Genomic DNA, 18,569 nt, shown 5'->3' with positions numbered 1-18,569 from the left:
TCGATTTTTCGATTGATAGCGCGCAATGGTAGGCGAAATGGCAGTGTGTGCCAACCCTTTCAGGCGGCAGGCGTGCCGGCGCGACGGGCGAACTCTTCGCGCAACGCTCGCAGCTTGGCCCGAGGGTCTTCGCGGGTGGTGTCGGCGTCCAGTTGCATCTCTTCGATGAAGCGGCTGGGCTGCCCGGGCACCAGCTCGCGCCCTTTTTTGCGCCGCTTCAGCCAGCTCACCACGAGGGTGTGCTGGGCGCGGGTGATGCCGACATACATGAGGCGGCGCTCTTCTTGAATGCGCTGAGCCAGCGCCTCGGCCGGGCCGTCGTCGTCGGGCTTGAACGGCAGCAACCCTTCGTTGACACCGGCGAGGATGACGTGCGGCCACTCCAGGCCCTTGGCGGCGTGCAGGGTGGACAGGGTGACGACATCCTGGTCTTGCTCGCGCTCCGAGATGGTGGCGATGAGCGCGATCGTCTGGGCCACTTCCAGCAGGGTTTTGGGTTCGCGCTCTGTGGTCAGGCCGCCGCTGTCGTCGATTTGGCCGCCGCAACGCTGGGCGACCCAGTCGCAAAAGTCCAGCACATGGCCCCAGCGGGCGGCGGCCATTTTGTCGCTGTCTTCGCTGTCGTGCAGGTACTGCTCGTAGCCGATGGTCTTGAGCCAGTCGTCCAGAAAGGCGCGGGCGGCTTCGTGGCCGGTGGTGTGGCGCGCGCGGTGCTCCAACTCGTTGAGATAACGGCCGAACTCGTGCAGTCCGCTGACGGCCCGGGCTGGCAAAACGGCCGACAGTGAATGGGCAAAGAGGGCCTCGAACAGGCTGAGCTTGTACTGCGTCGCAAATGCGCCCAACTGGGCCAGGGTCTGGTGCCCGATGCCGCGCCGGGGAGTCGTGATGGCGCGCAGAAAGGCCGGGTCGTCGTCCGGATTGACCAGCAGGCGCAGCCAGGCGCACAGGTCTTTGATCTCGGCGCGGTCGAAAAAGCTCGTGCCTCCCGAGACTTTGTACGGGATTTGCGCTTTGCGCAGCGCCGCCTCGAAGGCGCGGGCTTGGTGGTTGGCGCGGTAGAGGATGGCAAAGTCCTTGAACGCCTTGAACCGCGCGCCGCTGCCGCCGGCGGCGCTGGAGCCGGCGCGGATGCTCTGGATGCGGGCCACGGCCCGCTCGGCCTCGTGCTCCTCGTGGTCGCAGGCGATGACGCGCACCGGCTCGCCCTCGCCCAGCTCGCTCCACAAGGTTTTGGGAAACAGCTTGGGGTTGGGGCCGATGACGGCATTGGCCGCCCGCAAGATGGCGCTGGTGGATCGGTAGTTTTGCTCCAGCTTGATGACTTGCAGTTGGGGGAAGTCCTGAGGCAGTTTTTTCAGGTTCTCCAGCGTCGCGCCCCGCCAGCCGTAGATGGACTGATCGTCGTCGCCCACGGCGGTGAATCGCGCTGCCTGGCCGACCAGCAGCTTGAGCAACTCGTACTGCGAGGCGTTGGTGTCTTGGTACTCGTCGATCAGCACATGCCCCAGGCGCTGTTGCCAGCGCTGTCGTACGTCGTCGTGTTCGCGCAGCAGCTTCAGCGGCAGGCCGATGAGGTCGTCGAAATCCACGCTCTGGTATGCGGCCAGCCGCTCCTGGTACTTGGCCATCACCAGGGCAATGAAGCGCTCGTTGTCGTCCCGGGCCTGGGCCAAGGCCTGGGCGGCATCGAGCCCGGCGCCTTTCCACGCGCTGATGGTCCATTGCCAGTGGCGGGCGGTGACGGCATCGGTGGTGCCCCCACAGTCCTTGAGGATGCCGACGATGTCGTCGGTATCGAGAATGGAGAACTGTGGTTTCAGCCCCAGGGCGGCACCGTCTTCGCGCAGCAGCCGCACCCCCAGCGCATGAAAAGTGCAGATGACGACGTCTTTGGCCGGCTTGCCGACCAACTGCCGGGCGCGCTCGCGCATTTCGGCAGCGGCCTTGTTGGTGAAGGTGATGGCGGCGATGCGCTCGGCCGCCAGCCCGGTCTGGATGAGGCGAGCGATTTTGTGCGTGATGACGCGCGTCTTGCCTGAGCCGGCGCCAGCCAGCACCAGGCAAGGCCCGGACAAATGGTTGACGGCTTGGAGTTGGGCAAGATTCAGACCAGCGGACATAGGCAGGCATTGCGCATGGAGCGGGGATGATAACGGGCCGTGGCAGGCTCGCGTCGCCCAGGCGTCAGGCGGCGCTGTGTGAAGGTGGGCGCCTTCTGCAGCGCTTGGGCGTGCCTGCGACAATGTCGCCCGTGCTCACCGTCCTTCTCGTCACCTTTCCGTTCTTCGCGCTGGTGCTGGCTGGCTTCGTGGCGGCGCGTCGCCGTTGGCTGCCGCTGGAGGCCATCCCGGGGCTCAACACCTTCGTGCTGTACTTCGCCTTGCCAGCGATGCTGTATCGCTTCGGGTCCACCACGCCGATCGCGCAGCTGCTGGATGCGGCGGTCTTCGGGGTGTATCTGTTGTGCGCGTTGGTCATGGTGGCCTTCACGCTGGCGATGACCCTGAACCGGCGCATTCGCTGGAACGACGGCGCACTGGGCGCGCTGGTCGCGGCATTTCCCAACACGGGGTTCATGGGCGTGCCCCTGCTGGCCGCGCTCATGGGGCCCGAAAGCGTGGGCACGGTGATCGTGTTGATCGTGGTGGACATGGTGATCACCAGTTCCCTGTGCATCGCGCTGTCGCGGCTGGACCAGCGCGATGGCGGCGCCCTGGCCGCCGCCGGCAAAGCGCTGCGTGGCGTGCTGGCCAACCCCATGCCTTGGGCCATCATCTTGGGGGCTGCCGCTTCGGCGATCGAGCTCACCTTGCCCGCACCCATCGAAAAAACGGTCTGGCTGCTGGCCGATGCCGCTTCACCGGTGGCGTTGTTCACCATCGGCGCGGTGTTGGCGCGCTCGCAAATGCAGGCCGACCACCCCATGCCCTGGAGCGATTATGTGCCGGTGGCCTTGATGAAACTGTTGCTGCACCCTTTGCTGGTGTTGCTGGCGGGGTCGGTGGCGATCCAGCTGGGGGTGCCGCTGGACCCCTTTGCCTTGACGGTGATGGTGCTGGTGGCGGCCCTCCCCAGCGCCAGCAACGTGTCCATGCTCGCCGAGCGTTTCGGCGCTGACAATGGCCGCATCGCACGCATCATTCTGGTGTCCACGGCCCTGGCCTTCGTGTCGTTTTCTGGGGCCGTGGCCTTGCTCAAAGGCTGACCCCGGCGCCGTCAGATCGTCAACGGATCGACGTCGATGGCCCAGCGGATCAAGCCGTGTGTTTCGGGGTGCGCCCGCAAGGCCTGCAGGGCCGGTTGCCAAGCAGCGAGGAAGGCTTGCAGCGCCGGGCGCGATGGGCTTTCGATCAGCATTTGCGCCCGCTCCACATTGGCCACGCGCTGGATGGCCATGGGCACGGCCGGGTAGAGGGTGAGCCGCTCGTGCCCGGGCAGGCCCGCGCCGGCTTCGGCGGCCAGGCGCAGCCAGGCTTGCGCCGCTGGTTGGGTGCGGGCTTCGGCGCGAACCAGGGCCTGATGGCCGTAGGGAGGCATCTGGGCCGAGGCGCGCTCTTCGAGCTGCTGTGCGGCGAATGCCGGATAGTCGTGGCGGGCCAGCGCGGCAAAGAGTGGGTGCTGGGGGTACCAGGTCTGCACCCACAGTTCCACTTGGCTGCCCTGTTCGGCCACGAAAGCGGCGTCTCGGCCGGCCCGGCCCGCGGCCTGCATCAGCAGGGCGAACAGGCGTTCCGGGGCCCGGTAGTCGCTGGCAAACAGGCCGCTGTCGGTGTTGAGGCTGGCCACCAGTGTGATGCGACGGAAATCATGCCCCTTGGCCACCATCTGGGTGCCCACCAGCACATCCACCTCACCGCTGTGCATGCCGGCCAGCTGGCTTTCCAGGCTGCCCTTGGCGCGGGTGGTGTCGGCGTCCAGCCGGGCCACGCGCACCGGTTGCCCGTCGGGCCGGCGGGCGTCGGCCAGCAGGCCGGTGAGCTGCTCCTCGATCTGCTCGGTGCCCCGCCCCAAAGGAGTGATGTCGAGGTTGCCGCATTCTGGGCAGGCGCGTGGCACGCGCGTGGTGTGGCCGCAGTGGTGGCAGCGCAGGGTGCGGTCGATCTTGTGAAACACCGCATGGGCGCTGCAGTGCGGGCAATCGCTTTTCCATCCGCAGTCGTGGCAGGCCAGCACGGGCGCGTAGCCCCGCCGGTTGAGCAGCACCAGGCTTTGCTCGCCGCGAGCGGCGCGATCGGCCATCGCCTGCAGCAGCGCGGGGGCGATCACCGTGTGTCTGGGTTGCTGGTTCATGTCCACCAGCCGCAGCCGGGGCAAGGCACCGCCGCCGATGCGGCTCGGCATCGCCAGCCGCCGGTAGCGGCCTTGCTCGGCCGCATGCCAGCTTTCCAGCGACGGGGTGGCCGATCCCAGCAGCACTTGGCACGGCGCATGGGCCGACTCCAGCCGGGCACGGTACACCGCCAGATCCCGGGCCGAATAGCGCGCGCCTTCCTGGCTCTTGTAGCTCGGGTCATGCTCCTCGTCCACCACGATCAGGCGCAGCCGCGGCAGGCTGGCAAAAATGGCCATGCGCGTGCCCAGCACGATGCGCGCCTGCCCCAGGTGGGCGGCGATCCAGTGCTTGAGGCGCTGGGCCGGGGTGAGACCGCTGTGCAGCGTGACCAGGGCGTGAGCCGCAAAGCGCTCCCGCAGGCGCGCTTCCAACTGGGGCGTGAGGTTGATCTCCGGCACCATCACCAGCACCTGGGCCTCGGGGTCTTCCTCCAGCAGGCGCTGGGCGGCGCGCAGGTACACCTCGGTCTTGCCGCTGCCGGTGGTCCCGTACAGCAGCACCGGGCGGGATTCGCCCTGCAAATCGGCCAAGGCTTGGGCCTGGTCTGGGCTGAGCGGGGCCAAGGCGGAGGCAGAGACGGCAGTGGGTGTTTCTGGCTGGGTTTTTTTCAAACGACGGCCGAGCTGTTCGGGCGTGAGGTCCCGCAAGGCGGGTGGCAGGGCGGCCAGCGCCACCTCGCCCAGCGCACGTTGGTAGTACCGTGCCGCGAAAGCCACCAATTCGCGCCACCGGGCATTCAAGGGGGGCAGGGCGTCGAGCACCGCGGTCACAGGCCGGGTTTGTGCCGGCTGCAGGCCTTCGGGTGGGTGATCGCGCACCGCCCATACCAGCCCCAGGGTTTCCCGCCGGCCCATGGGCACCCGAACCAGGGTTCCCGGTGTGAGTGCTTGCTCACAGCGATAGGTCAGGGTTTCCCCTAGGCCACTGTGGGCCGGGGCCGTCACCACCACATCGACCCACGCGAGCAAATTTGGCGCCCGAAGTTCACTCATTTTGGTGAAAAAACCGATAAGTCATTGATTCGCCGTGGCTTGTCTGACTTGCTCAAGGTTTCTGTGGATAACTTTGTTGATAGTGCTTGAATCCGTCGCGCAAGGGCTTGAAAATCAAGGCCTTGATTAGACTGCTCAGAAAATGTGCAACGGAGCATGTCTAATAAAATCAATGACTTGCGATCTGCGTGGAGGCGCTTAAGGGCAAAAAACACGGCGTGCACCGATGCTGCGCTGCACACCACATTTTGTGCATAAACCCGGTGCGTCGCCGCCTCGAAGCCCTGTTTTTGTGCTAAAGCGACGCATCCGCGCCCCGGGGATCAAGCCGTCTGCCGCATGCGCCGGGAGTGGGCATGCACGGTTTCGACCAAAGCGTGCACATGCTCGGGCGGGGTGTATTGGCTGATGCCGTGCCCCAGGTTGAAGATGTGGGTGGGGCCGCAAGTCTGCGGGTCGGTATGGGGCGCCCCAAAGCGCTCCAGCACTTGCACCGCTTCGGCGGCCACCTGCTCGGGGTTAGCGAACAGCACGTTGGGGTCCAGATTGCCTTGCAGGGCCTTGCCGGGGGTACCGGGTTCGCCGCCGACGGCCGCCCGGGCCCGGCCCAGGTGGGCGGTCCAGTCCAGCCCCAGCACGTCGCAGTCCAGCGTGTTCATGTCGCTCAGCCACAAGGCGCCGCCTTTGGTGAACACGATGCGCGGAATGCGCTGCCCGGCATGCGTTTGCGGCAGTTGGGCCAGCACCCGCTGGGTGTAGGCCAGGCTGAACGTCTGGAAGCAGCCGTCGGCCAGCACCCCGCCCCAGCTGTCGAAAATCATCACGGCCTGCGCACCGGCTTCGATCTGATGCCGCAGATACAAGGCCACCGCATCGGCATTGATGGCGAGCAAGCGGTGCATCAGGTCGGGGCGCTGATACATCAGGGTTTTCACCAGCCGGTAATCGTCGCTGCCGCCGCCTTCGACCATGTAGCAGGCCAGTGTCCAGGGGCTGCCAGAAAAACCGATCAGCGGCACGCGCCCATTCAAGGCCCGCCGGATGGAGGTGACAGCGTCGAACACATAGCGCAGCCGCTCCATGTCGGGCACGGTCAGCGCGGCCACGTCCGCTTCGGTGCGCACGGTGCGTTCGAAACGCGGCCCCTCACCTTGCTGGAACGACAGGCCCAGCCCCATCGCATCGGGTACGGTCAAGATGTCGGAGAACAGAATCGCCGCATCCAGCGCATAGCGTTCCAGGGGTTGCAGCGTCACCTCGGTGGCGAAATCGACATTGGTGGCCAGGCCCATGAACGAGCCGGCCCGTGCCCGGGTGGCGCAGTATTCGGGCAGGTAGCGCCCCGCTTGGCGCATCAGCCAGATCGGTGTGTACTCGGTGGCCTGGCGCAGGCAGGCGCGCAAAAAAGTGTCGTTGCGCAGGGGGGCGAAGGTCGTGCTCATGCCCCCGATTGTCGCAGGGCCTCTGCCTGGGGCGCGCGGCTGGCCATCCAGCGGGCGTGTTCGATCTTGATGCAGCGGTCTTGCACCACCCGCAGACCGGCTGCTTGCGCCCGATCGGCGGCCTGGGCGTGGGACACGCCGAGCTGCATCCACAGACAACGCGCCCCCACGGCGATGGCGTCTTCGGCCAGGGGAGGGATGTCTTCGCTCTTGCGAAAACAGTCCACCAGATCGATGCGCAGTCCCTCGGCGGCCAATGCGCGAGCGGCATCCGGCAGGCTGGCATGGCACGGCTCGCCCAGAATGCGCCCGCCTTCGCGGGCCACCAGCGGGTTGACCGGCACGATGCGATAGCCGTGCGACTGCATGTAGCGGGCCACCCCATGGCTGGGGCGATCGGCTTGGGGTGACAGGCCCACCACCGCCAGGGTGCGGCAGGTGGACAGGATGGTGTGCAGGGTGGCGTCGTCGATCATGGGCGCAGTGTACGACTAGGCAGAGGGAGATTGTCAGCGCTCCGATGGGGGCCCCATGGGCCAGCCGCGCCGCGCCCACTCGCTCATGCCGCCGTGGATGTAACGCACATCGTGCCAGCCCGCTTCCCGCAGGGCTTGCACCGCTTTGGCCGAACGGTTTTGGGTGTTGCAGATCAGCAGCACCGGGCGGTCGGCGTCGCGGGGAATCTCGCCGAGCCGCTGGTTCCATTGCGACATGGGCAGCAGCACGGTACCCGCGGCCACCCCGGTGGCATGTTCCTGGGGTTCGCGGATGTCGAACACCAGCGCCTGGCCGCTTTCGAGCAGGGCGCGGCCTTCCTCCAGCGACACCCGCCAGTCCTCCGGGGGGCGGGTGCAAGCACTCAGCCCGATGAGCAGCGCCAGCACGAATCCGATGCGGCGCACCGTCAGGCCTTGTACTTGATGGTGCAGCCGTAGGGCTGGTTGGTGCTGACGCTCAGCGGCCGGCCGGCCAGCAGTTCGTCCAGGCCTTGGCGCACGTAGTTGGTGGCCCGCTCGATGTCACTCACGCGGGCCGAGGGGATGCTGTCGATCGCCCCCGCGTAGCGCAGCATGCCTTCGGCATCGATGATGTACATGTGGGGGGTCACACGGGCACCGTAGGCACGGCCGGTGCGGCCGTCCTCGTCCATCAGCACGGCCGTGGCTGCGGCCTGCTGCTCGCGCATCCATTGCGCCAAGGTTGCCGGGGCCATGTAGTCCACGCTGGCCGGCTCGGTGGAGTTGATGGCCAACCATGCCACGCCCCGGCCGGTGTATTCCCGCTGCAACCCTTGCATATTGCCTTGATAGTGTTTGCGCACGAACGGGCAGCCGGGGTTGAGCCATTCCAGCACGACGGGTCGGCCTTTGAAATCGGCCAGGCTCACGCGGCGGCCTTGCGTATCGCTCAGGCTGAAGGCGGGCGCGGCCTGTCCAATCTGGGCGGCCCAGGCGGGCTGGCTCCACCACAGCGGGGCAGCGGCGGTGCTCATCAGGCCCAGGGAAAACACACGTCGTTGCATGGCGGTACTCCTTGTTAGAGAGACAAAACGGCCGAACGCACCTCCTCGACCGTGAGGATTTCCGAAAGCACCTGCGGTGGCTGGCCGGCGCGGCGCAGCACATAAACCGGGATGCTACTGCGGCCCAGCGCCGCCAGCGATGCCGAAATGACCGGGTCGCGCCGGGTCCAATCGGCCCGCAGCAGCACCACCTGCTGCTGAGCGAATGCATCGAGCACCTGGGGATGGTTGAGGACCGTGCGCTTGTTGTATTGGCAGGTGACGCACCACGCCGCGGTGTAGTCCACGAAGACGGCGCGCCCTTCGGCCAGCAGTTGCGCCTCGCGCTGCGGACTCCAGGCTTCCCAGGCCAACCCTTCGATGGCCGTGGGCGTGGCGGTGGCCGAGGCGTCTTGCACCCGCGTCACATAAGGGCCTGCCGCCCACAGCAGCCAGCCCAGGCCCAGGGCCGAGAGGGCGCCGAGCACGGTGCGCACCCGCCCCCCCCGCCCCAACGCCCAGATCAGCAAGGCCAGCACCACCAGCATCATGAGCAGCGCCGCAGCGCCGTCAATGCCACTTTGCTGGCCCAAGACCCACAGCAGCCAAACCACCGTGGCAAACATCGGGAAGGCCATGAGTTGGCGGAAGGTCTCCATCCAGGGGCCGGGGCGTGGCAGAGCGCGGGCCACCGCCGGCACCCAGCTGGCGGCCAGATACGGCAGGGCCATCCCCAGGCCCAGCGCGCCAAAGACGGCCAAGGCCTGCCCCGCCGGCAGAGTGACCGCCAGCCCCAGCGAAGCCCCCATGAAAGGCGCTGTGCAGGGCGACGCGATTGCCGTGGCCAACACGCCGGTGAGAAATGCGTCGGCGGTGGGGTTTTTGGCTTGCAGGCTGGCCACGGCGCTGGGCACCAGACGACCAAATTCGAACAGGCCCGCCAGATTGAGGCCGATCACGGTGAACAGCACGGCCAGCGCCGCCACGACGGCCGGGTTCTGCAGTTGAAAGCCCCAGCCCAATTGCTCACCCGCAGCGCGCAGCGCGAGCAGCACGCCGCCCAAGGCCATGAACGACAAGACCACCCCGGCCGTGTACGCCAACCCACCGATGCGGTGGGCGCGCAGCTGATTGCCGTGTTGCGAAAAAGCCAACACCTTGATGGCCAATACCGGGAACACACAGGGCATGAGGTTGAGGATCATGCCGCCGACCAAGGCGCCCAGCAGCGCGGCCCACAGGGTCAGCGATGGGCCGCTGGCCGCCCCGCTGGCTGCCGCCGCGCGTGCCGCATTCTCGGCCAAGGCCGCTTGCAAAGCGGCCGAGGCACCCGGCCCGGCGGGGGCCGCCACCGGGGGCCAGCCCTCGGGCACCGGCACCTCCATGCGCACCCCGCGCAGCCCCGGGCCTTGGCCAGGCGCATCGGCGGGCGCCACCACCAGGGCCACGCGGGCCGGGCTGTCGGCCCGGAAGCGCGACAGGGGCACCTCGGCCTGCCAGGACTCGCCTTCCCAGCGTTGTGTCCAGGCCGATCCCGGCTCGATCAGCCCGGCGGCTTCGGGGAAGAACTCCAGCGCCCGGCCACGCCAGTCGGCAGGCAAGCCGTTCAAGCGGATGTGCAGCCGCTCGCCGTTGGCCTGCAACAGGCTGTCGGCTGCCGGCTGGTCGGTCGGCGCGGCGTTCCAGGCCTGTTCAAACGCCGTGGCGTGCGCCACCCAGGACGCCTGTGCCGGCAGCCGGATGCGGAACGCCGCTTCTTCCGGGATGCACTCCTTGCGGCAGATCAGCCAGGTTGCCAACACCTCGGCTTCCAACGCCGTGCCTTGAAAGTCCGCCCCGACGCGCAGCGGCACCGGCAGCAGCACCGTGCCGTCGTAGCCATAGTTCGCCAGATCGCCCAGGGGGAACTTGCGGGGCGTGGGCCACTGAATTTCCCCCGGCGTCACCCCCACCGGCAATTGCCATTCGAGCTCGGTGGGCAAGCCGGAATCCCCCGGGTTCTTCCAGTACGTGTGCCAGTCCGGGGCGTGGGTGATCTGCAACCCCAGCCAGAGCGGCTGGCCCGGGGTCACCCCGTTGGGGGCATGCACCAGCAGTTCGGCGCGCGAATACTCGCTCTGCACGGGCGGAGAAATCACCGCCTGGGCATGAGCACCGCCTGCGGCCATGAGCAGGGCCAAGCAGAAACGAAGCCAGTGTTTGAGCATGGGAGTGGGGCAATGAAACACAGTTGGGAATACCCCGGGGCGGTCAAAGTTCCGCCCGGTGCAGGGCTGGATTGTCCGGCAGACGCGCGTTGCGTGCAGCCGAGATCGGGGAATGCTTATTGGGGAAATCTATCAAAACCATAGCCCCAAAGGGGTTTTCAAACCCGCCGCGCTGTTGAACAATGGGTCAAATGGGAAATCTATCAAAACCATAGCCCCAAAGGGGTTTTCAAACCCGCCGCGCTGTTGAACAATGGGCCAAACGGGACGGATGGCCCCCTGTCATGGAGGACGAACGGATGCTTTCGATGGACAAGGCATTGGAATCCTGGGTGGCACGCTGGCGCCAGCGTGTCGATTTGCCGCTGCTGGTGCGCTGGCACACCGCGCCTGGCGAAGTCCCTCCGGATGCGCCGAGCTGGCGGTTGGGGGCATTCGAGCAGCCCGCCGTCACCGTGACCGTGCGTGACGGGGCTGCCTTGCCCGCCTTGCTCACCCCCACGCTCGACAGCCTCGGCGAAGCCTATGTCGAAGGCCGCATCGACGTGGACGGGCGCATCGAGGACATCCTGGCCATGGCCCATACCCTCGCGGAAAACGGCGCGGCCGAAGGGGGCGGAACCCTGTCGCGCATCGTCAAATCGTTCACCCACAGCCGCAAGAGCGACCAGGCGGCCATCCAGTACCACTACGACGTCTCCAACGCCTTCTACAGCGAATGGCTCGACCCCGCCATGGTCTATTCCTGCGCGTATTTCGAAAACGGCGACGAGACGCTGGCGCAGGCACAGCTCAAGAAAATCGACCACATCCTCACCAAGATCCGGCTGCAACCGGGCCAACGCCTGCTCGACATCGGCTGTGGCTGGGGGGCGCTCGTCATCCGCGCTGCGCAGAAGTTCGGCGCCCGGTGCGTCGGCATCACCCTGTCCCAGAACCAATACGACTTGGCCACCGAACGGGTGCGGGCCGCTGGTTTGCAGAACCAGGTCGAGATCCGCCTGCAAGATTATCGGGACGTGACCGGGCCATTCGACCGCATCACCAGCGTGGGCATGTTCGAGCACGTGGGGCTCAAGCACCTGGCCGATTACTTCCGCCTCATTGGCGAATTGCTCACGCCCGACGGTTGGTGCATGAACCACGGCATCACCTCCACCGATGCGCACGATGGCGAAACCGCCCACGGCGGCGGACGGTTCATCGACAAATACGTCTTCCCGCAAGGGGAGCTGCCCCACATTTCCACCGTGCTGCGCACCATGCAGGAAGGCGGCCTGGAGCCCTGGGACGCCGAAAGCCTGCGCCGCCACTATGCCCGCACGCTGAGTTGCTGGAGCGAAACGTTCGAAGCCAAGGCCGAGCGCTTGCGGGCCATGGTGCCCGAAAAAACCTGGCGCATCTGGCGCGTGTACCTGGCCGGTTGCGCCTGGGCCTTCGAGCACGACCAGATTTCCCTGTTCCAGGTGCTGTGCCGCCGGGCCGGGCGTTCGGCCCAGGAACTGCCCTGGTCGCGCCGCTGGATGTACGCCGGCGCACCCGCCAGCGGCTAAGATGGCTGGCATGTCGATGCCGCCTTCTGCCACGCTGCCCCGTTGGGCTGACTTGTGCACCACCGATTTTGCCGCGCTGGACCCCGCGCGCACCGTGGCCGTGCTGCCTGTGGCCGCCACCGAGCAACACGGACCGCACCTGCCGCTGTCGGTCGATACCGATCTGCTGGAGGGCGTGCTGGCCGCTGCCGGCCCCCACCTGGGGCAGGGCTGGCCCGTCTATGTCCTGCCGACCCAGGCCGTGGGCCTGAGCCCCGAGCACGAGCGCTTTGCCGGCACGCTGACCCTGAGCCCCCAAACCCTCCTGCATCTGTGGTGCGATATCGGTGCCGGTGTGGCGCGGGCGGGCGTGCGCAAGCTGCTCATCTTCAACAGCCATGGCGGACACACCGGCGTGATGGATCTGGTGGGCCGCGAACTGCGTGCCCGCCACGACTTGCTGGTCTATGGTGCCAGCTGGTTCAACCTGCCGTTGCTCGACGAGCAGGGGCATGACCTCAACGAGCGCATCCCGCCACAGGAGCACCGTTACGGCATCCACGCCGGCCAGGTGGAAACCAGCATGATGCTGGCGTTGCGCCCGCACACCGTGCGCATGGCGCAGGCGCAGGACTTTGCCTCCAGCGCACAGCAGCGTGCCGCGCGCTGGTCTATCCTGGGCAATGGCCGCAGCGCCAAGCTCGCCTGGCAGATGCAGGACTATCACCCCGCTGGAGCCGTCGGCAACGCCGCTGCCGCCACCGCCGATTTGGGGGCGGCGCTGATACAGGCTGCCGGGCGCTCGCTGGCGGCGCTGCTGCGCGAATTCAGCGAACTGCCGCTGCACACCCTGGTCGATCGCCCGCAGGGCCAGTGATCTGCCACCCATGGCGGGCCAGGCCTCAGGCGTGCGTGATCCAGTCGCGCAACTCAGGCGTGTTCAGGTGGGGCAGGGTGTTGAAGCTGACCAGCGCGTGGCGCTTGGGGTTGTAGTCGAATTCGGTCACCGAGGTGTTGCGCATGCGCAGGTTCAGCTCCACCGTCGTCTCCGGGGACGTGCCCAGCACATGGCCCACGGCCGTGGCAATCGGCCCGCCGCTGGAGACGATCAGCACCGCCCCCTGATGGCGGGTCCGCACATGCTCCAGCGCCGCCGTCACGCCAGCCACGAAAGCTTCATAGCGCGGCATGCCTCGGGGTGAAATCACCCCCGCCATCCACTGGCGCAGCGCGTCACGCAGCAGCCGGAAGTGTTGGCGGTATCCTTCGGGTGTGGTGGGTGGCTCGGTGGGCTTGACGGGCAGGGCGTCGATCAGGGCGGCGCTGTCGTACTCATTCAATCCCGGCCAAGCCTGGGCCTCGGGCACATCCCCCATGCCTTGGGCGATGCCTTCCCAGGTCTGCCGATGCCGCTGCAGCGTGCCAGTGAGCACGGCCTCCCAGCGCAGCCCATGTGCCCGCCAGTACTCGCCCAGGCGCACACTCTGCTGCATGCCCAGCGGGCTGAGCCGATCGTAATCGTCCGCGCCGAATGAGGCCTGGCCGTGGCGCACGAGGTATAGCGTTCCCATGGCCGCGATTGTCCGGGGCAGTGGTCAGCGCGACAGTCACCGCTGCGACCGTTGCCGATTCGGCTGGGCATACCGCGGCTTGTCGCCATTCAGCGGCGATTCAAAACATCGGCAAACATCGAGGCATCGATATTGCCGCCGCTGAGCACCACGGCCACGGTTTGTCCGCGCAGTTGCTCGCGCTCCTGCAATGCGGCTGCCCATGCCGCAGCGCCTGCGCCTTCGGCCACATTGTGGGTGTCATGGTAGAGCGTGCGTATCCCTTCAGCCACCGCTTCATCGCTGACCTGCACCACGCGGTCGAGGCCGTGGGCGAGTATGGCCAGCGCCTCTGGGTCGGCGCGTCGGCAGGCCATGCCATCAGCGAGTCGGGTATGCACCGCTGCGTCCACCACCCGTGCGGCGGCCAGCGAGTCGGCGTAGGTGGTGGCGTGGGCGCTGATCACGCCGACGATCCGAGCCCGGTGCCCCAGCGCCTGTCTGGCGGCAATCGCCGCGCAGGCGCCAGAGCCCAGTCCAATCGGCACGTAAATCACATCCACTTCTGGCGCTGCTTGCAGCAACTCATGCCAATAAGTGGCGACGCCAGCGACCAAATCCCGGTGAAAGCTCGGCACCATATAGGCGCCGGTGGCTTCGGCCAGAGCCTGAGCGTACTCGCGACTGGCTTGAAAATCATCGCCCTGTTCGACCAGATCCACCCCCAGGGCGCGCATGGCGGCGTTCTTTTCCATCGAATTGCCGTGCGGCACGACGATGGTGCAACGCACCCCATAGGTCCGTGCGGCCCAACCGATGCTTTGTCCATGGTTGCCCCGTGTCGCACTGACCACATGACGGGGCAGCCGGCCCTGGGTGGCCAGTCGGTGAAAGTGGTAGAGCCCACCCCGGATTTTGAAGGCGCCCACTGGTGTGTGGTTTTCATGCTTGATCCAGCAGCGTGTGCCAAGGCGTTGCTCGGCAAGGGGCCAGCGGTATTGGGGGGTGGGTTGAAACACTTGCCGGACCACTCGAGCGGCGGCTTCGATCTCGGCGAGCGTCGGCAATGCAGAGGCGATCACAGTATCACCTCGCCCTGGATGCAGGTGATGGTGCCGCCACCGATCCAGACGCCCCCATGTTCGTCGCGTTCCACATACACACGCCCGGCGCGACCCAGCGCGGTGCCTTGGGTGGCGACGTAGCGTGGTGGTGCCAGGTTTGTGCCGATCAGCCACTGTGCCAGCGCGGCATTGAGGCTGCCCGTCACCGGGTCTTCAGCCACGCCGTGGTTCCCCGGGAAGAAGGCCCGCACCTCGAAGTTCGTGTCGTGCCCAGACGCCTGAGGAGCGACCACGCCCACTGTCATGCCTTTGAGTGCAGCGGGGTCGGGGCGCAGCGCAAGCACCGTTGGGGCGTCGCGCAGCATCACTGCCTGCCAGCCCGGGCCATTGTCGCACCAGGCATGGGCTGCGATCGCATGCCGTTGCAAACCCAACCCTCGCGCGATACGCTGGACGTCGTCTTCGTCCAGCGGCCCGCTGCGGCGCAGGGGCGGCGCGGCAAAAGCCAAACGCGCTTGACCGTCGGCCACTTTCTGCCGGATGGGCACCAGGCCCACTTCGCATTCCTGTACCACGGTGCCGGGCGCACGTGGGCGGCCGCCTGTGCGCAGCCACGCATGGCAGGTGCCCAGTGTGGGATGGCCGGCAAACGGCAGCTCCTGCCCTGGGCAGAAGATGCGCACACGATAGTCTGCACCCCCCGCCCGCCCTCGGTCCGAAGGTGGCAGCACGAAGGTGCACTCCGACAGATTGGTCCAGTCGGTGAAGCGCTGCATTTCCTCGGTGCTCAGGTCTGTGCCGTCGAGCACCACCGCCAGCGGATTACCCATGTGAGGGGTGTCGGTGAACACATCCACCTGCTGGAAAGGGCGGGAGCGGCTCATCGTGCTGCATCCTGCTGTTCGCGCACGGCCTGTGCCAGCGCGGCCACGCCGGCTTGAATCTGCTCAGCCGTGGCGGTCACGAACGAAAGGCGCAGGGTGCGAAGGTCGGCGTGGTCGGCGTAGAAAGCGGCCCCCGGCACGAATGCCACGCCTTTGTCCACGGCGCGCGGCAGCAGCTCGATCGCGCTCATGCCTTCGGGCAGCCGCACCCACAGGAACATGCCACCGTCCGGTCGGTTCCAACTCACACCCAGTCCTTGCATTTCATGGTCCAGGGACGCGAGCATGGCGTCGCGCTGGGCGCGGTACAGCGCCCGGATGGTCGGGACGTGGCGCTCCAGAAAACCGTTTTTCAGCACCTCGGCCACCACCCGCTGATTGAAGCTCGGGGTGTGCAGGTCGGCCGCTTGCTTGGCTTGCAGCAGTTTGGGATAGAGTGCCGCAGGGGCCACCACGAAGCCGAGGCGCAGCCCGGGCGCGAGCACCTTGGAGAACGACCCCAGGTACACACACCCTTGCGGATGGCGCGCCGTCAGGGGGGCTGGCGGCGGGTTGTCGAACCAGAGGTCGCCGTAGGGGTTGTCTTCCACGATGGGCAAGCCCAGCCGCTGGGCTTCGGCGCTGAGGGCCGCACGCCGGGCCTCGCTCATGCTGCGCCCGGTCGGGTTCTGGAAGTTGGGCAGCAGGTACATGAAACGCGGAAAGTCGTGGCCGGGGTCCAGATCCAGTCGCAACAGGCGTCGCCGATCAGGGGCTGGTGGCGCATCGGCCGGGTCGTCTGCCACACCCAATGCGTGGCGCAGGTCTTGCAGCACCGGGCCCTCGTCGTCGCTGGCCACGCCCTCGATCAGCGGCTCCATCGGTGTGAAAGCCTGCAAGGCGCCCAGGTAGGTCGGCGTTTCTACCAGCACGCGGCTGCCCGGGTCGATCAGCACCTTGGCCACCAGGTCCAAACCCTGCTGCGAACCCGTGGTGATCAGTATCTGTGCCGGGTCCACCGGCCAGGGCAGCATGGCAGCCACCTGCTCGCGCAGGGCGGGCAGCCCTTCGCTGGCGGCATACTGCAAGGCCGCGCGCCCATCGTCGCGCAGCACCTTGGCGCACGCTTCGGCAAACACCTCCACCGGGAACGTCTTGGGGGAGGGCAAGCCACCGGCCAGGCTGATGATGCCGGGGCGCTCCGTCACCTTCAGAATCTCGCGGATCACCGAAGGGTTCATCTTGTGGGCGCGTTGGGCCAGGGTCCAGTCCATGAGGGTTTCCTTGCAGAGTCTTGGGTTGAGGGCATCGGTGTTCAGTGCGTGGTGGCACCCAGGCCGCTGAACGACATCCAGACGGCGGTCAGCACCAGGGCCAGCGCCATCCAGCGGTTGAATGCGCGCAGCCGCTGGCCGGTGGGGTGCCCCTGTACCCAGGGCCCGGCCAACCAGTGGCGCAAGACGGAGCCGACCAGCGCATACGCCAGGTTGCTGGAAAAGGCGTAGAACATCATCACCGGCACCACCAGCCCGAACCGTTGCCATGCATCGGGCTGGCCGGCGATCCAGCCGGCCACGATCGACAGGGCCAGCATCCAGGCCTTGATGTTGAGAAATTGCAGGCCCACGCCCTGCACGAAGGTCACGTTCAGGCTCGATGTAGAGGCGCTGGCCAGTGTCTGGCTGCCCGCCAGGCGCCAAGCCAGCCACAGCAGATAAGCCACGCCGCCCATCAAGATGGCACCGCGCAGCAGGGGGGCTGCGAGCACCAGCGCGCCAACGCCGGCGGCGCACAAGGTCAGCAACAACGTCCAGCCCACTGGCACGGCCAGCACAAAACGCAGCGCACGCCGCAGGCCGAAATTGGCCGCCAGCGCTGTGGACAGCGTGGTGTTCGGCCCCGGGGTGAAGCTGGTGGCCGTCGCCAGCGCCAGCAGGGCGCCGAATTCAGCGGCGGTCAAAGGAAGTCTCCAGGATTTTTTATCAAATGCATGACCGCACTATAGAGCAGAGCCATCCGGGTGAGCGACGCGGCTGGTCCTCAGCCCCCTGGGCTGCTCAAGGCCTCCCAGCGCTCCAGCGCCGCCATCAGCGCCTCCTCGATTTCGCCATGTCGGGCCGCCAGGGCAGCGGCCCGGGCCGGGTCTGTGCCGTATAAGGAGCCATCGGCCAGCGCTGTGTCGATCGAGCGCTGCTCCGCCTCCAGGGTGTCGATGAGCCCGGGCAAGGCCTCCAGTTCCCGTTGCTCCTTGTAGCTGAGCTTGCGGCGCGGTGGTCGGCTCGCTGATACGGGCGGCGTGGCTGGGGATGGGGTCTGCCGGCTCTGTGCGGCAGGGGAAGGGGCTGCCGCAGGCGCATCGGCAGCCGGTTGCCACACCGGCGCGCGCCCATGCAGGCGGATCGACTGCTGCACCCAGTCCGTCACCCCGCCCTCATACTCGCGCCATTGCCCATGGCCTTCGTAAACGATGGTGCTCGTGACGACATGGTCCAAGAAACGCCGGTCATGACTGACCAGAAACACCGTGCCGTCAAAGTCGGCCAGCAGTTGCTCCAGCAACTCCAGCGTTTCGATATCCAGATCATTCGTCGGTTCGTCCAGCACCAACACATTGGCAGGCCGTGCAAACAGCCGCGCCAGCAGCAGCCGGTTCCGCTCTCCGCCCGAGAGGCTGCGCACCGGCGACTGCGCCCGTGCCGGTGAAAACAGAAAATCCCCCAAATAGCTCTTCACATGCGTGCGCCGCTGGCCGATTTCGATCCACTCACTGCCCGGGCTGATGAAGTCCTCCAGCGTCGCGTCCAGGTCCAGCTGCTGACGCATTTGATCGAAATACGCCACCTCCAGCCGCTGTCCCCGCCGCACCGTTCCCGAATCCGGCGCCAGCTCGCCCAGAATCAGCTTGAGCAAGGTCGTTTTGCCTGCCCCATTGGGCCCGATCAGCCCGATCTTGTCGCCACGCAACACGGTGGCACTGAAACGGTCCACCACCGTTTTGCGCTGCCCGTCTGCCTCGAAATGCTTGCTGACCCCTTCCAACTCCGCCACCAGCCTGCCGCCGGCATCGCCGCGGTGAACCTCC

Annotated in this window: 16 protein-coding genes (1 of these 16 only partly in view); 3 read left to right on the top strand and 13 right to left on the bottom strand. The window is 66.9% G+C overall.

The genetic code is table 11. The features are described from left to right. Positions 1-59: 59 nt before the first annotated feature. Complete coding sequence (locus DFR43_RS03115; RefSeq protein WP_133595908.1) at positions 60-2,123, bottom strand: ATP-dependent helicase; 2,064 nt, start codon at positions 2,121-2,123, stop codon at positions 60-62. A gap of 131 nt (positions 2,124-2,254) precedes the next feature. Here DFR43_RS03115 and DFR43_RS03110 point away from each other — a divergent pair, with 131 nt between their 5' ends. Continuing rightward, the gene (locus tag DFR43_RS03110; protein ID WP_133595907.1) at positions 2,255-3,208 is read left to right on the top strand and encodes an AEC family transporter; all 954 of its coding nucleotides are present in this window, start codon (positions 2,255-2,257) and stop codon (positions 3,206-3,208) included. Positions 3,209-3,219: 11 nt separating this feature from the next. Here DFR43_RS03110 and priA read toward each other — a convergent pair whose 3' ends face one another. The 6 genes from priA to DFR43_RS03080 all read right to left on the bottom strand — a co-directional run bounded on the left by priA (position 3,220) and on the right by DFR43_RS03080 (position 10,478). Continuing rightward, positions 3,220-5,328, bottom strand: coding sequence for a replication restart helicase PriA (gene priA / locus DFR43_RS03105; protein WP_133595906.1), 2,109 nt, complete (start codon positions 5,326-5,328; stop codon positions 3,220-3,222). A 323-nt stretch (positions 5,329-5,651) separates the two neighbouring features. Beyond that, positions 5,652-6,770, bottom strand: a complete 1,119-nt coding sequence (gene hemE / locus DFR43_RS03100; RefSeq protein ID WP_133595905.1) for a uroporphyrinogen decarboxylase — start codon at positions 6,768-6,770, stop codon at positions 5,652-5,654. Beyond that, on the bottom strand, positions 6,767-7,246 hold the full coding sequence (locus tag DFR43_RS03095) for a CoA-binding protein (RefSeq protein WP_133595904.1): 480 nt from the start codon (positions 7,244-7,246) through the stop codon (positions 6,767-6,769). Before DFR43_RS03095 ends, hemE begins: the two co-directional genes overlap by 4 nt. A gap of 33 nt (positions 7,247-7,279) precedes the next feature. After that, positions 7,280-7,672, bottom strand: a complete 393-nt coding sequence (locus tag DFR43_RS03090; RefSeq protein WP_245988810.1) for a rhodanese-like domain-containing protein — start codon at positions 7,670-7,672, stop codon at positions 7,280-7,282. Positions 7,673-7,674: 2 nt separating this feature from the next. Continuing rightward, a complete protein-coding gene (locus DFR43_RS03085) occupies positions 7,675-8,292 on the bottom strand; it encodes a thioredoxin family protein (protein ID WP_133595902.1) in 618 nt (205 codons plus the stop codon). Between the two features lie 14 nt (positions 8,293-8,306). Next, a complete protein-coding gene (locus DFR43_RS03080) occupies positions 8,307-10,478 on the bottom strand; it encodes a protein-disulfide reductase DsbD family protein (RefSeq protein ID WP_133595901.1) in 2,172 nt (723 codons plus the stop codon). Positions 10,479-10,786: 308 nt separating this feature from the next. Here DFR43_RS03080 and DFR43_RS03075 point away from each other — a divergent pair, with 308 nt between their 5' ends. Together DFR43_RS03075 and DFR43_RS03070 are read left to right on the top strand one after the other, a co-directional pair. After that, positions 10,787-12,031 (top strand): class I SAM-dependent methyltransferase, encoded by a 1,245-nt coding sequence (locus tag DFR43_RS03075; RefSeq protein ID WP_425471069.1) that lies wholly within the window; start codon positions 10,787-10,789, stop codon positions 12,029-12,031. A 10-nt stretch (positions 12,032-12,041) separates the two neighbouring features. Continuing rightward, positions 12,042-12,887, top strand: coding sequence for a creatininase family protein (locus DFR43_RS03070; RefSeq protein WP_133595899.1), 846 nt, complete (start codon positions 12,042-12,044; stop codon positions 12,885-12,887). Positions 12,888-12,912: 25 nt separating this feature from the next. Here the strand turns inward: DFR43_RS03070 and DFR43_RS03065 are convergent, their stop codons facing one another. The 6 genes from DFR43_RS03065 to DFR43_RS03040 all read right to left on the bottom strand — a co-directional run. Next, positions 12,913-13,581 carry a histidine phosphatase family protein gene (locus DFR43_RS03065; RefSeq protein WP_133595898.1) on the bottom strand — a complete coding sequence of 223 codons (669 nt, stop codon included), beginning with the start codon at positions 13,579-13,581 and terminating at the stop codon, positions 12,913-12,915. An 89-nt stretch (positions 13,582-13,670) separates the two neighbouring features. Then, a complete protein-coding gene (locus DFR43_RS03060; protein WP_133595897.1) occupies positions 13,671-14,642 on the bottom strand; it encodes a threonine dehydratase in 972 nt (323 codons plus the stop codon). Then, the gene (locus tag DFR43_RS03055) at positions 14,639-15,508 is read right to left on the bottom strand and encodes a PhzF family phenazine biosynthesis protein (protein WP_133595896.1); all 870 of its coding nucleotides are present in this window, start codon (positions 15,506-15,508) and stop codon (positions 14,639-14,641) included. Before DFR43_RS03055 ends, DFR43_RS03060 begins: the two co-directional genes overlap by 4 nt. Next, positions 15,505-16,761 (bottom strand): aminotransferase-like domain-containing protein, encoded by a 1,257-nt coding sequence (locus tag DFR43_RS03050; RefSeq protein ID WP_133595895.1) that lies wholly within the window; start codon positions 16,759-16,761, stop codon positions 15,505-15,507. Before DFR43_RS03050 ends, DFR43_RS03055 begins: the two co-directional genes overlap by 4 nt. Positions 16,762-16,802: 41 nt before the next feature. Continuing rightward, the gene (locus DFR43_RS03045) at positions 16,803-17,447 is read right to left on the bottom strand and encodes a LysE family translocator (RefSeq protein WP_133595894.1); all 645 of its coding nucleotides are present in this window, start codon (positions 17,445-17,447) and stop codon (positions 16,803-16,805) included. Positions 17,448-17,527: 80 nt separating this feature from the next. Then, on the bottom strand, positions 17,528-18,569 hold the 3' portion of the coding sequence (locus DFR43_RS03040; protein ID WP_133595893.1) for an ATP-binding cassette domain-containing protein. It continues 890 nt past the right edge of the window; 1,042 of the gene's 1,932 nt are visible here — the last part of the coding sequence; the start codon falls outside the window, past its right edge; it ends in the stop codon at positions 17,528-17,530.

The organism is Tepidicella xavieri (assembly GCF_004363315.1).
Taxonomy (GTDB): Bacteria; Pseudomonadota; Gammaproteobacteria; order Burkholderiales; family Burkholderiaceae_C; genus Tepidicella; species Tepidicella xavieri.
Note: the sequence above shows the minus strand (reverse complement) of the source record. Positions and strands in the feature narration are given on the sequence as shown.

What these genes read in the sequence shown, in the direction of transcription:
- DFR43_RS03115 (WP_133595908.1), bottom strand. Translation starts at nt 2,123, where the DNA reads ATGTCCGCTGGTCTGAATCTTGCCCAACTCCAAGCCGTCAACCATTTG.
- priA (WP_133595906.1), bottom strand. Translation starts at nt 5,328, where the DNA reads ATGAGTGAACTTCGGGCGCCAAATTTGCTCGCGTGGGTCGATGTGGTG.
- hemE (WP_133595905.1), bottom strand. Translation starts at nt 6,770, where the DNA reads ATGAGCACGACCTTCGCCCCCCTGCGCAACGACACTTTTTTGCGCGCC.
- DFR43_RS03095 (WP_133595904.1), bottom strand. Translation starts at nt 7,246, where the DNA reads ATGATCGACGACGCCACCCTGCACACCATCCTGTCCACCTGCCGCACC.
- DFR43_RS03085 (WP_133595902.1), bottom strand. Translation starts at nt 8,292, where the DNA reads ATGCAACGACGTGTGTTTTCCCTGGGCCTGATGAGCACCGCCGCTGCC.
- DFR43_RS03080 (WP_133595901.1), bottom strand. Translation starts at nt 10,478, where the DNA reads ATGCTCAAACACTGGCTTCGTTTCTGCTTGGCCCTGCTCATGGCCGCA.
- DFR43_RS03075 (WP_425471069.1), top strand. Translation starts at nt 10,787, where the DNA reads ATGGACAAGGCATTGGAATCCTGGGTGGCACGCTGGCGCCAGCGTGTC.
- DFR43_RS03070 (WP_133595899.1), top strand. Translation starts at nt 12,042, where the DNA reads ATGTCGATGCCGCCTTCTGCCACGCTGCCCCGTTGGGCTGACTTGTGC.
- DFR43_RS03065 (WP_133595898.1), bottom strand. Translation starts at nt 13,581, where the DNA reads ATGGGAACGCTATACCTCGTGCGCCACGGCCAGGCCTCATTCGGCGCG.
- DFR43_RS03055 (WP_133595896.1), bottom strand. Translation starts at nt 15,508, where the DNA reads ATGAGCCGCTCCCGCCCTTTCCAGCAGGTGGATGTGTTCACCGACACC.
- DFR43_RS03050 (WP_133595895.1), bottom strand. Translation starts at nt 16,761, where the DNA reads ATGGACTGGACCCTGGCCCAACGCGCCCACAAGATGAACCCTTCGGTG.